The organism is Ruegeria sp. CI1, from assembly GCF_056536925.1.
This window is the reverse complement of record NZ_JBQFQP010000001.1, coordinates 144,484-157,252: the sequence shown is the minus strand read 5'-3', so window position 1 is coordinate 157,252 and position 12,769 is coordinate 144,484. Positions and strand designations below refer to the sequence as shown.

Genomic DNA, 12,769 nt, shown 5'->3' with positions numbered 1-12,769 from the left:
GTGGAAAGAATGGAATGACCGATCCACTGACACTTTATCGACTTTTCGAGCGCGGCCGTACCATCGGTACCGGGCGCCGCATACGGTGCTTTGGTCCGGACCGATCGGTTGTCGAACAAAGCTATGATCAGTTCGCCCACGATGTTCTTGCCTTGGCAAACGCGTTGCAGGCGCGTGGTCTCGAACCCGGCCAACGGGTTGCGACGCTCGCCGCAAACGGAATTCGGCATTTGCAGCTGATGTGGGCCGTGCCGCTGGCGGGCGGCGTGTTCCACGCCATCAACACGCGTCTGCCGGTCGAGGAAATCGCCTATATCCTTGAAGACGCTGACGACCGCTTATTGTTCATTGATGCCGAATTCGCCGATTTGCTTGCTGAATTGCGCAAGGCCCGCCCTGATCTGGATATCTTGTCTCTGAGTGAAGGTGCGGGCGGAGACGTCACCAGTTTCGATGCCCTTCTGGGGTCTGGCCCGCCGAACCCTGATGCGATTGAGGCTGCGGTAACCGATGAAAATGCCCCAGCCGTGCTCTGTTATACCAGTGGCACCACGGGGCGGCCCAAAGGTGTCGGCTATTCTCACCGCGCGCTGACGCTGCACGCCCTGACCGAGGCAATGGTCGATGGCTACGGCATCAGTCATTCCGACAATGTGCTGCTCATGGTTCCTTTCTGCCACGGCGCAGGCTGGGGTGTTCCCTATTCGGCATTCATGTGCGGGGCGGATATCTCGGTGCTTTCAGGGCCGATCCAGGCAGATCAAGTTCCGGACATCCTGACCCAGCAGAAGATCACCTTCACCGGCGCCGTTCCCGAGGTGATTGCCCGCATTGCCCCGGAAATCGCCTTGCGAAAGGCAAACCTCACCGGGCTGCGTATCCTGATGGGCGGCACGGCACCGCGTTCTGAAACCTTGTCGATCCTCAGGGCGGCAGGTGTCACCTCCATGCTGTGCTGGGGCATGACGGAAACGCTGAGTGCGGCGACGATGCAGCACTTGCCGCCCGAAGTAGGCGAGGTCCCGCCAATGCAGGGCCAGCCGCTGCCGCTGACCGAACTTTCGCTGGCAGAGTCCGAAGATGGAACGCAGGAACTGCTGGTTCGCGGCCCGTGTGTCGTCGAGCGGTATCACGGCCAAAAGGGCTCGGCGCGACAGGCCGGTTGGTTCGCAACCGGTGATACGGCCGAGATTGACCGAACCGGCACCCTGCACCTGCAGGACCGCAAGAAGGACCTGATCAAGTCCGGCGGCGAGTGGGTTTCCCCAGCCGCGCTGGAGAGGCAGATTTCGCAGATCGCCGGAGTGGAGGAATGCGTCGTCATCGGTGTGCAACATCCGCGATGGGGAGAACGACCCCTCTGCGTGGCCGTGGCCGGAGAAGCGATCGAGATCGAGCGAATTTCTCGAGAGCTCATGTCAACCGGTCGGTTCGCGAAATGGCAGCTTCCGGATGATGTCGTCACTCTCAAAGCGTTGCCTCGAACGGTGCTGGGCAAGCTCGACCGTCAGGCGTTGCGCCAGACCTTCAAAAACCACTTTCAACCAAACCCGGTTTGACCGGAAAGCAAAAGGCCCCAAGATGCCGGAAATCGCCCCTCATACCCGCTTGCGCCCATCGCCCTATTACGAGGCAACCCTTGCAGAAGGCGTCACCTCATTCACGCCCTATAACCAGATGCTGATCCCACTGGGATATGGCGATGCCGATGCGGAATATGACCGGTTGATGAACGGTGTCAGCATGTGGGACGTAGGCGGCCAGAGGCAGGTTCAGATCAAGGGACGCGACGCTGCGCGTCTCGCACAGATCCTTTCTCCGCGCGATCTTTCCGGACAGGTGGTTGGCCAAGGCAAGTATGTACCGATGTGCAATCACGCCGGAACTCTTATCAATGACCCGGTTGTCAACAAGCTGGACGACGAACTGTTCTGGTTCTCGATCGCGGACAGTGACGTCAAACTTTGGGCGCGCTGCATCGCTGCCGAACGCGGATTTGAGGTGGACATCACCGAACCCGACGTTTCGCCGATGGCCGTTCAGGGCCCGATGGCGGCAGATGTCGTGGCGTCGATCTTCGGGGATTGGGTGCGGAACCTGAAATACTTCTGGTTCGGCGATGCCGAGATCGGCGGCATTCCGGTCAAGATCGCCCGATCCGGATTCTCGAAACAAGGCGGCTTTGAGATTTACCTGATGGACGGATCCCGCGGAACCGAGCTTTGGAACATCGTGCGTGAGGCGGGCGCGCCGTTCGGGATCGGTCCGGGATACCCAAACCCCTGTGAACGGATCGAAAGCGGCCTTTTGTCCTACGGTGGGGATTCCGATGATGCGACCAACCCTTTCGAGGTCCGGCTTGGCAAGTATGTTGATCTGGACGTGGATGACGGCGTGATCGGCATCAAGGCACTTCGCCGGATCAAGGACGAGGGTCCAAGGCGTCACCAGCTGGGTGTGGTTCTTGAGGGCGAAATGCCGTCGCCGAACCATGCGCGGTGGTACGACATCCAGGTTGGTGGGATCAAGGTCGGTGACATGACCAACGGCACCTGGTCGCGCAAGCTTGGCCAAAACATCGGCTTCGCTCTGGTTTCCCGGGTGTATCGCCCGGGCGACCATGTCGAGGTGCGAAAAGAGGGGCGTGTGCTTGGCGGCACCCTGTGCGAGCTGCCATTTTCCTGATTTGGGTCGGATGAAGTGGACAAGGCATGGGGATTGCAGGCAAATATAGAGATATGGACAAGACCGTGAAAACCCTTTCAGACGCCGAGGCCACCTTTCAGAAGCTTGAGGAAATGATCGTCCTGACCGAGTTGAAGCCGGGCGTGATGTATTCCGAAAAAGAGCTTGCTGAAGTCGTCGGATTCGGCCGAACCCCCGTGCGCGAGGCATTGCAGCGCCTCGAATTCGAGGGCCTTGTGGTCATCAAGCAACGCCGTGGCATTCAGATTACCGAAGTGGAACCGGATGTTCAGTTGCGGTTGCTCGAAATTCGGCGCCCCTTGCAGAACTTTGCCGCCGAATATGCGGCAATCCGGGCCACAGAAGAGGACCGGCAGATCATGAGGACCTTCGGTGAAGAGTTGTTAGAAGTCAGTAAGGCTCCGCCTGCCTCGCGTCCCCAGGCCCTGTCGGCTGTTAGAACGGCCCATGACCTGGTTGTCGAGGCATGTCACAACGAATTTTCAAAGAAAACGATGCGTGTTGTCCAGGGATTGTCGCGCCGTTTCTGGATTTTCCACATGAAGAAAGAAGACTTCAACATTGCGGCCGAGCTGCACGCTCGGTTGCTGCTTGATGTCGCAAACGGAGACACGACGGCGGCCATTGCCGCTTCAAACGCATTGGTCGACTACCTCGAAGAATTCGCTCGGGAAACCAAGGAATGGAAGTGACCGGCCCTTCTTTCTACGTGCCAGTTTTGCGAATTGCCATGATGCTTACCCCATCGCGGCATCGACAGACCAGCAGAAACGACTGCTTCTTGCGTCATGACCTGCGACAACGTCTGCTTCACACGCATTTGTAATCATTAGCGCTCTGTGCTGCATCAGTAGGTCTGGGCTCTCTCCCGCCATGCGGTGCCGCAGCGATCCGCGACACCATCGCGCTTCGAGACCGGCCTTTCGCAAGGTTTCAGCACTTGCCTGAAAAACATCTGCAAATGCACGGATATTTCGAACCTTCAAGATGATTGCGCGCCGTTGGTTAATCGACAGCGGGCATTCCGCCCGGGGGCGGCGGATTCAACGACTGAGCCCAATCTGTGCCTTGGTGATACCCGCGGCATTCGTTGCTATGGGCGGGGAGCTAACATTCGCTGCGGATCGAGCGAACGTCTGCTGAGTGGGACCAGCGGACATTTGCCGCGGCTGCAAGGCAACGGCCTTTCTGAAATTGGCAGCCGATTTTCGAGTGCTGGATGCCTCGTGCCATTAGGATGTCAAGCTCAGGGTCCTGTTTGCAACTTCTCGATAAGCGCTTGGCGTCTGATCAGTCACCGCCGCAAAAGCGCGACCAAAATGGGCGACCGACGCATATCCCAAAGCGACGGAGATATCGGTGATGCTGGCATCGGTTTCGCGTAACAACTCTTTGCCACGAGTCACTTTGGTACGCCTAGCGATGACCCTGAAACTCTGGCCCTCGTTGGAAAGCACGCGCTGGACATGGCGGCGCGACATGTTCAGTGATCGGGCCACTCGGTCTAGACTGACCACCTCATCAAGGAGTTGCACCCGTATGGTTTCCTCGATGGCGTCCGGCAATGTGCGAGGTGGGCCCGTATGCCGACTACGCAGAATGTCGCAGAAGAGCGACCTGTGCTTGTCCGGTTGCGGGGAGCGGCGAGGCGCGTTCCAGAGCTCGACTGGCACCCGGCATGCTGTTCCAGACTGCCCAAGCCTGACCGTTGATTTCAAATGTTGCTCTATCCGGCTTGTCGCGCGGAGCGAGGGAACGTCGAGGTCGATCGCACCACCTCGCCAATCCTTTCCGAGGTAGAGAGCGACACAGTTCTGCAGAAGGCCGGCCGTACAGTAGGAAACATTCTGATAAAGCTTCGCACCCGCCACAGAATTGTGGACCCGACAAACAACAAACTCACCTTCGCGGCCGATGGTCATGCGCTCGTTTCGGCCATGAAGGAGGATCGCGGATTGCATTCGGTGCATCGCCTGACTGAGTGTCGGCGCTGACGTCACATATCGGCCCCACGTTCCCCAGGCCTCGACAGTAAGATGCGGAGAAAGTTCTAGCCCGAGACTCTCGACACCCAATGCCCTTCCGCCAGCGTCTAGAAATCCCATCAACTGGTCCCAATGGATGTAGTGCTCTGGGTTGACCTCGATCCCCATGGGCAGATGGGCGGCTTCAAACACGCCTTTCAACTTGGTTCGGCCAAGCTCGGAGGCCAAGAATTCCGGCATTCCAGCGAGTGTACCCGCCTGCACCATTCCGGGTATGTTGCCTTCCCTCAGACGCATATCTCCTCCGACGACTACCGTCACATTCGCCAATGATGGCGCAAAATGGGTGGCGCAAAAAGTTGATTTCTGCATGCTCATTTTGACTGAAATTTCATACCGAGGGCTTATGCAATGAAACTCAACTCTCTTGTTGCGGCATTGCCGATCGCGCTGATGGCAGGTGCTGCCGGTGCCGAGATGACCGACACACAGCGCGACATCGTGGTGCGCCGCGCGTGCGAGGCGGCGATCTGGGGCATGCCGGCGGTTGGCGTCTATGACATCGAACTGGCCATTCAGCGCGATGCCGGCGCCGCGCCGGGAGTTGTCGCCTACATGAGCGCCCCGATGGATTCGCGGCACGGGTTTCTGACTGCCAACGATGTGACGCCCTACACCTTCACCGGGCTGTCGGTCAAAGACGGCCCGATGGTTATCGATGTTCCTCCTGCTGGGGACAAGGCCGCATTCTTTGGCACGATCACGAATGCCTGGCAGGTTCCTTTGGCCGATGTCGGTACGACGGGAACCGACCAGGGGGCGGGAGGTAAATACCTCGTCCTTCCGCCCGGTTTTGACGGCGCTGTCCCGACCGGGGACTACATCGTCCTGCATTCCAACACCTATGGCGTACATTTTGCTTTCCGTCCGGTAGCCAAGAACGGCGGCACTCACGCTGATCAAGCGGCCTATGCCCAGACATTGCAGGTCTATCCCTTGTCACAGGCAGATAACCCGCCCCCGACCGCGTTCGTCGACGTCAAGACAAATCCGGTCAACACGCTGCCGGTCTATGACGAAACCTACTTCACCGACCTGAACACCGTGATCCAGCGTGAACCGGTGCTGGAGCAGGACAAGGTGATGATGGGCATGCTGGCCTCGCTCGGCATGGTGCGCGGGCAGCCGTTTGAGCCGGACGCGGAAACGAAAACCGCCATGCTCGAAGGGCTTCAATGCGCCTATGACACGATGCAGGAACACTTCATCACCAAATCCGTCATTCCTCTGTGGGACGACAAGCAGTGGGGCGTCTGGGCCTTTGCCGAGGGCCAGCCGCAACTTGGGTTCCCCTATGTCACAGATGACATGGTGCTGATCGACGACCGCGCCGGCGGGTCGTATTCATGGATCACCTACCTGCCCAAGAAACTGGGCGGCAGCACCTTCTATCTGACCGGGCTGCGCGACCGCGACGGGCAAATGTTGAACGGCACCGACACCTACAAGCTGACTGTGCCCGCCGACACCCCGGCCGAGGATTTCTGGTCAGTGATCGTCTACAGCATGCAGACCAAGGGCTTTGTCTCCGGTGCCGAACGCGTCGGGCTGGCCACGCCCAACCTGCCGGATATGCAGGTCAATTCTGACGGCTCCGCCGATGTCTATTTCGCGCCCGAAGCCCCCGAAGGCATGGAAAGCAACTGGATTCCAACGGGCGAGGATTTCTTTCTGCTGTTCCGCCTCTATGGCCCGTCCGAGGGGTGGATGGAGAGCGGCTGGAAGCTGCCTGACCTTGAGAAACAAAACTAATAGAGCGGGATACTAAGATGGGAAATAAGACAATGCGGACGATGCTCGCTGCGAGCGCACTATCAGTTGCGATGACGCTTTCGCCACTTTCGGTGGCCGCCGAAGAGGACGGCCGTTTCATCGAAAACGAAACCATCGAGTCCCTATTGGGCACCTTCGAGTTTTCCAAGGGCTTTGCGACGCCGGAAAGCTCTCAGCGCTTGATCGACATGCGTCTTGCGTATCGGGCCGTCGAGGTGATCCAACAGAATACCTTTGGCGCCTCGCTCTACGCCATGCGCAAGGGTTATGCCGACTTCGGCGCCGGAAAGCCCAATCAGGTCATCGTGTTCAAAGACCTGATGGACGCAAAATCCGAGTTCCTGACAGCAAACAACACCACCGTCTATGCCATGACGTTCCTCGACCTGAAGAACGACGGGCCAACCGTGGTCAATGCGCCACCGGGTATGCTCGGGTTTTTCAACGACATGTGGATGCGCTATGTCGGCGATGTTGGCAATGCCGGACCCGACAAGGGCGAAGGCGGCAAGTTTCTGATCCTTCCGCCGGGATACGAGGGCGACGTGCCCGATGGCTATTTTGTGTTCCAATCCAAAACCTACGGGGTCTGGATGGCGCTGCGGGCCTTCCTTGTCGACGGGTCCACCGACGCAGCAAATGCCAACTATGAAAAGCTCGAAATCTATCCGCTGTCGCAGGCCGATAACCCCGATCCGACCGAGTTGATCAATGGCTCGGGCGAGGTGATATACACTGTCCACTCCGAGAACTACGGGCTGCTCGAAGAACTTGGGCACCTTGTAGAAGAGGAGCATCCCGACGCACTGGAGGGTGCTCAGAAATTCCTGCTGGCCTCAATCGGCATGGAATTCGGCAAACCGTTCAATCCGTCCGATCGTGACAAGACCATTCTGGAACAGGCCGCCAAGGTGGGTGCGGCTGTCTTGCGCAACAACATGTGGAACTATGTCGGCGACGACAAATACATCTACGAAGATCGCAAATGGTGGAACCCGTTTGTGGGCGGCATCTATACCTTCGACCCGAACAGCTATCTAGACTATGATGCTCAGGCGTTTTTCGCGGCCTACGCAACCGGAGTGACACCGGCAATGGCCTCCAAGAAAGTTGGCATCGGGTCCCAATATCTTTGCACCCATACCGATGGCGAGGGCGTGCCGCTGGACGGAGCAAAGACCTACAAGCTGACCGTTCCGGCTGATGTTCCGGCAAAGGATTTCTGGTCCGTGGTTGTCTATGACAGCGCGAACCGGTCGATGATGCAGACCGGGCAGGAATTCCCGGCACTCAGCAGCTACAGCGACCTAGTGGCAAACGACGACGGGACCGTCGATCTCTATTTCGGGCCAAAAGCGCCCGAAGGCCATGAAAAAAACTGGGTCGAAACGGACCCCGCCAAGGGATGGACAGCCATCGTCCGTCTCTACGGACCGCTTGAACCCTTCTTCGACCAGACCTGGAAGATGAACGATTTCGAGCTGATTGAATAGGTTGGCCAACGATAGTAGCCGTGCCAAAACGTCGGGCACGGCTTCTGGCACCATCTGTCGCCACAACAATTTCCCGTTGACCGCGTGATCTTCAACCAATGTCGCCGCATAGGCGAAGTCGACGGAACAAGGCATGTCCGCATTGGATTCGGAACGGACATTCTCTGCGGCAATCACGAGTGGCTTCAATGGACTGTTCGCACCGGTTCGAGCGGGATAACGGAAGGTCGGGAAAGTCCGCAGTCCGGACCTTGGTGCCTCGCGCAGTGAACTTCCGCTCTTCCGCTCTTTCCGCCCTATTTCAATTGGTAGGCACTTCCTTCAGCCTTTCACCGCCATCCTGCGCCATCCCGCCAACCGTGCTGTCTGACATGACTTGATAAAGGCGCGGATCTACGCGTCATGTCGGGTGGTAAACCAACTGAAAAAGGTTCCGAATTGGAGTGCTTTTCAGATAAAACCAAAAAAACGGTTGCCGAGGTTTTTTGCCATCAACGCGCTTAGGGATAAAAATGATACAAGGGAAATAATATGCCGCCCGGACTATCGCGCGAACAGATTGCGGACCGGTTGGAAGAGGCGGCCGAGCTTCTTGAGCTCCAGGGTGCGAACCGGTTCCGTGTCCGCGCATATCGTCTGGCGGCCGATACGGTTCGGAAACTCCATGAAGAGCCGGCGACAATCCTGAAACGCGATGGGCTGGAAGGATTGACGCGCCTTCCGAACATTGGAGATCGGCTGGCCCGCGCAATCGACGAAATGTGCTATACGGGTCGCTGGGTTCAGTTGGAACGCATGCGCGGCGAGTCTCAGGCGGATGACCTCTTCCAGACCATCCCCGGTGTCGGACCTGAAACGGCGCGTCGCATACACGACACGCTCCACGTCGATACGCTGGAAGGTTTGGAGATCGCGGCACATGATGGTCGGCTCGAAGATGTGCCTGGCATAGGCCCGAGGAAGGCTGCGTCGATACGAGCGACGTTGGGGTCCATGCTTGCCCGCCGTAGCCGGCAAGGACCAGATGACCATCACGAGCCATCAGTGGCCGAACTACTGGCCGTCGATGAAATGTACAGACATCGGGTCGAAGAGGGGGACCTTCGCAAGATTGCTCCGCGACGGTTCAACCCTGATGGAGAAGCCTGGCTTCCAATCCTTCACGTCGATCGGGCAGACTGGTCGTATACAGCGCTCTTCTCCAATACCGCACTGGCGCACCAGCTGGAGCGGACACGGGACTGGGTCGTTATCTATTTCGCGCATGAAGGCGGGCGTGAACACACACGCACGGTCGTTACCGAAACGCATGGCCCCCTTGATGGAATGCGTGTGGTGAGAGGCCGTGAAGCCGAATGCCGGAAACACTACTTCGGCAGCTAAAAGCTGGAGCAGTCGCTTTTGCGCTTGCTTGCCTTTTTCCGTTTTCTTTTTGGGTGATTGTGCGCGCTACGAAATAGAAAAATCTCCTCAGACTTCGACGGGTTGCGTGACTTTCTGCGGAATTTCAGCTTAACGAACACGTGTGCCCAGTACCGAACTGAAAAAGGAAATGATCGAATGAGCCAGCTTTTCTCTCCGTGGATGCTTGGGCCGCTGGAGCTCGAGAACCGGATCGTTATTGCGCCAATGTGCCAATACTCAGCCATTGATGGGAATGCACAGGATTGGCACCTCATCCATTTGGGCAACTTGGCACTGTCAGGGGCGGGACTGCTCATCATCGAGGCGACTGCCGTCTCGCCAGAGGGGCGGATCACACCCGGCGATCTGGGTCTTTATTCTGACGAGAACGAAGCTGCACTGAAACGCGTCATGGACGCGGTAGCCAAATACGCAATTTCCCCCATGGCCATCCAGCTTGCCCATGCCGGGCGCAAGGCCTCTAGCAATGCGCCATGGGATGGTGGGGCACAGATCCTGCCGGACGAACCCGATGGCTGGAAAGCCGTGGCGCCCTCCGCGTTGCCCCATGCGCAGGGAGAGGATGCGCCCTTGGCTCTCGACGACGCAGGTCTTGCCAAGGTTCGGGAGGACTTCGCCGCGTCTGCCAGGCGATCAGTGGCCCTTGGCTTTCGGGGTGTCGAAATTCATATGGCGCACGGTTACCTGCTGCATCAGTTCCTGTCACCCATCGCAAATCAGCGCACGGATTCGTACGGCGGCAGTCTGGAAAACCGGATGCGCTTCCCCTTGGAAGTCTTCGATGCGGTAAAGGCAGTCGTGCCCGAAGAAATCCCGGTTTGGGTTCGCGTGTCTGCCACAGATTGGGTTTCGGGCGGTTGGGATACAGAGGACACAGTTGCGCTGGGCAAGGTTCTGAAGGACCGCGGCTGCGCGGCAATTCATGTCTCCTCTGGTGGCGTATCTCCGAGGCAGGAGATTCCATTATCAGAGGGCTACCAAGTTCCATTAGCCGCAAAGGTGAAAGAAGCAGTCGGATTGCCAACCATAGCCGTAGGGCTCATCACCAACCCGGCGCATGCGGAATCGATCCTCGACAAGGGCGACGCCGATGCAATCGCCCTTGCGCGGGGGATGCTCTATGATCCGCGCTGGCCCTGGCATGCCGCTGCTGAATTGGGAGCAGAGATCAATGCCCCGCACCAGTACTGGCGGTCTCAACCGCGCGAGTACAAGATGCTATTTCAGAACTCCAAGATTGGTCAGAGGTAAATTGGGTCAGGAAGCGCCAGTATGTTCACGCGGGTGGGGGGCAGACAACTTCGATCAAGAATGGTTCACTGCCGGTAAGTCCGGCGGAAAGCGCCTTTGCAATACTTTCGCTGCCAGCTCCCCGTGCCCCGGAACACCGTGACCTTGCGCCAGAAACACCTAGTCCAGCGCTGGATTTTCCACATCAAACGTGGCCTGAGCGTTCCGACCGAAGCTCTTTACACCTACGTTCACCACCCAACCTGACTACCACCGCTTAAACCCAAAGCGAGGTCTGAGACCTCTCCGCTGAAGCAGTGGAAAACTGCTCCAGCGGCAACCTTAACGATAGTCGTTCAGCATCGACTGGATTTCGCTGCTTTGCCGGATTGCATTTAGGAAACTGCCAAGGAACTGATATGCGATTGAATGGCGGTCAACCGATTGCTGGCTGGTTTCGCGGGCGGTGATTGGGCTTTGGCGGTGCATTGCTCAGGGTCTCCGAGGTAAGTGCTGTGTCTGTCTGCAAATCAGACTAAGCCGATGGCAGCACACCGTCTGTGAAGAAGATTACGCTTGTTCAAAAAGACTGCCATGATCGGAGAGGTGGTTCGGTTGATCTGAAAAGGTTCCGGGCGTTTTCCAAGTGGATTTCCGCCTCGGTGATGCCGCCACCGCTCCGGGTATCGGCTGGTTGAAGTAGGCCTGATCGGGCGTGTTGTCCGCATGTGAGACGCTCAACCGGGTATCGTGATGACAACGCGGTGGCGCGTCTGTGGTGGAACGCGTTTATTGCCTGGCGGGTTGATCCTCAGGATCAGGAAGGGGTTCTGCAGGAACTTCTGCGGACCGCGGACATCCGGTCAAACCTTGTCGAACGGCCTATGCTAAGCAACCGGGCGAGCCTGCTGCGCGGCATCATCCGGGCGATGCGCAGCCATCCGGATGTCTACGGTACAGAGACGACCTTCCGTGAATTCATGAAGGCCCTGAACCTGCGCGGGAGCGGGGTGCTTTTTGAATCGTTGTCTGACGCCGAAACCGACAAGATTCTCATGAAATGCCGTGACGATGCCTTGCGCCACGCCCAGGGTTCTAAAGTGGCGGCCTGAGGTTCCGAAGTTCAGCCACATCGGCCGTTGCGACGTTCGCGCAGGTCCCTGCCAACGGTCGGTCTGACCAGGAATCCGCCTGAAGATCGGGGAATGTTTCTCCGGTTTGACCAATGTTGGATCCAATTCCAGCATTGGCCCGTTTCGGACAACAATGCCTCCATTCTGTAGGTAAAGTTGTCCTTGAAAACAGTAAGCTTTTCCCGATATTAGTTCCGTCGAGCCATGTATTCTTGGGCTCACAATCAACGGAGTGACACATGACGAATTCAGCTGCCCGAAAGGGCGGTCGGATTGGTGCGCTCTGTTCAGCGGTGGCAGAGACCCCGCGCCATCTGAAACACGCCGCCGGAGAACGAGATATGCTGAGCAATCTCAAACTCATTTGCGCAACTTGTTTGGCCGCGTCTTTTAACGTGGTCGGATTCTGATGGAGAGAAGGATATCCCAGATGGCATCAGAAAAACTCTACCTCGAAGAACATATGGTGGCACCGGTCCTGCGCGATCGTCTGTTTCGCGTGGACCCCGCGGTGCTCGTGTCAGACTTCCAGCCTGCGGGTGAACTTGACGATGCGGATGTCGCCGAAATCGTTGAAGCGCTCTGCATCATGGGCTTTCTGAACCCGGTTCTGATCGACGCCGAAAACGTCATAGTTGCCGGTCAGGGCATTGTGTCAGCGGCCCTGCAGATCGGTCTCGACGACATTCCTGCATTGCGCCTGGAAGACCTGAACGAAGAAGAGCGCCGCGACTACTTCTACATGACGCATGACTTCTTCAAGTTCGCGGAGGTCGATCCGGAGATCTTCAGGATCGACGCGCAGGGCATCATGTCCTTCACCGCGAGCGGGCGCCGGGCACTGAAAGTACAGGCTGCCGCTGCCGCCCTGGTTGCGGAGTAATCGAAGGGCCGTGCGCCATGGCGCGCGGCTCGCCCAAACAAGGCGAAGTGATCGGTGGGGGGCCTGCCGATCTTGTGCCGG

11 protein-coding genes are annotated in these 12,769 nt (G+C 57.9%); 9 read left to right on the top strand and 2 right to left on the bottom strand.

Annotation, left to right across the window (positions count from 1 at the left end; all coding sequences use genetic code 11):
* Window positions 1–14 precede the first annotated feature (14 nt).
* The 3 genes from ACR0LZ_RS00755 to ACR0LZ_RS00745 all read left to right on the top strand — a co-directional run bounded on the left by ACR0LZ_RS00755 (window position 15) and on the right by ACR0LZ_RS00745 (window position 3,398).
* The gene (locus ACR0LZ_RS00755) at window positions 15–1,559 is read left to right on the top strand and encodes an AMP-binding protein (RefSeq protein WP_480747850.1); all 1,545 of its coding nucleotides are present in this window, start codon (window positions 15–17) and stop codon (window positions 1,557–1,559) included.
* A gap of 22 nt (window positions 1,560–1,581) precedes the next feature.
* Entirely contained in the window at window positions 1,582–2,685 is a 1,104-nt protein-coding gene (locus ACR0LZ_RS00750) for a glycine cleavage T C-terminal barrel domain-containing protein (RefSeq protein WP_480747849.1), read from the top strand.
* Window positions 2,686–2,750: 65 nt separating this feature from the next.
* Entirely contained in the window at window positions 2,751–3,398 is a 648-nt protein-coding gene (locus ACR0LZ_RS00745) for a GntR family transcriptional regulator (protein WP_480747848.1), read from the top strand.
* 540 nt (window positions 3,399–3,938) lie between these two features.
* Here the strand turns inward: ACR0LZ_RS00745 and ACR0LZ_RS00740 are convergent.
* Window positions 3,939–4,988: a helix-turn-helix domain-containing protein gene (locus ACR0LZ_RS00740; protein ID WP_480747847.1), complete on the bottom strand. Its 1,050-nt coding sequence runs from the start codon at window positions 4,986–4,988 to the stop codon at window positions 3,939–3,941.
* Between the two features lie 114 nt (window positions 4,989–5,102).
* Between ACR0LZ_RS00740 and ACR0LZ_RS00735 the strand changes: the two genes are divergently transcribed.
* The 4 genes from ACR0LZ_RS00735 to ACR0LZ_RS00720 all read left to right on the top strand — a co-directional run bounded on the left by ACR0LZ_RS00735 (window position 5,103) and on the right by ACR0LZ_RS00720 (window position 10,693).
* Entirely contained in the window at window positions 5,103–6,503 is a 1,401-nt protein-coding gene (locus ACR0LZ_RS00735; RefSeq protein WP_480747846.1) for a DUF1254 domain-containing protein, read from the top strand.
* 17 nt (window positions 6,504–6,520) lie between these two features.
* Window positions 6,521–8,017 carry a DUF1254 domain-containing protein gene (locus tag ACR0LZ_RS00730; protein ID WP_480747845.1) on the top strand — a complete coding sequence of 499 codons (1,497 nt, stop codon included), beginning with the start codon at window positions 6,521–6,523 and terminating at the stop codon, window positions 8,015–8,017.
* 531 nt (window positions 8,018–8,548) lie between these two features.
* Window positions 8,549–9,400, top strand: a complete 852-nt coding sequence (locus ACR0LZ_RS00725; protein ID WP_480747844.1) for a helix-hairpin-helix domain-containing protein — start codon at window positions 8,549–8,551, stop codon at window positions 9,398–9,400.
* A gap of 177 nt (window positions 9,401–9,577) precedes the next feature.
* Window positions 9,578–10,693 (top strand): NADH:flavin oxidoreductase/NADH oxidase, encoded by a 1,116-nt coding sequence (locus tag ACR0LZ_RS00720; protein WP_480747843.1) that lies wholly within the window; start codon window positions 9,578–9,580, stop codon window positions 10,691–10,693.
* 321 nt (window positions 10,694–11,014) lie between these two features.
* Here ACR0LZ_RS00720 and ACR0LZ_RS00715 read toward each other — a convergent pair whose 3' ends face one another.
* Window positions 11,015–11,161, bottom strand: coding sequence for a hypothetical protein (locus tag ACR0LZ_RS00715; RefSeq protein WP_480747842.1), 147 nt, complete (start codon window positions 11,159–11,161; stop codon window positions 11,015–11,017).
* Window positions 11,162–11,400: 239 nt separating this feature from the next.
* On the opposite strand from ACR0LZ_RS00715, the gene ACR0LZ_RS00710 reads away from it, so the two are divergent.
* Window positions 11,401–11,784 carry a DUF6339 family protein gene (locus ACR0LZ_RS00710; RefSeq protein ID WP_480747841.1) on the top strand — a complete coding sequence of 128 codons (384 nt, stop codon included), beginning with the start codon at window positions 11,401–11,403 and terminating at the stop codon, window positions 11,782–11,784.
* 451 nt (window positions 11,785–12,235) lie between these two features.
* Complete coding sequence (locus tag ACR0LZ_RS00705) at window positions 12,236–12,688, top strand: ParB N-terminal domain-containing protein (RefSeq protein ID WP_480747840.1); 453 nt, start codon at window positions 12,236–12,238, stop codon at window positions 12,686–12,688.
* The last annotated feature ends 81 nt before the right edge of the window (window positions 12,689–12,769 follow it).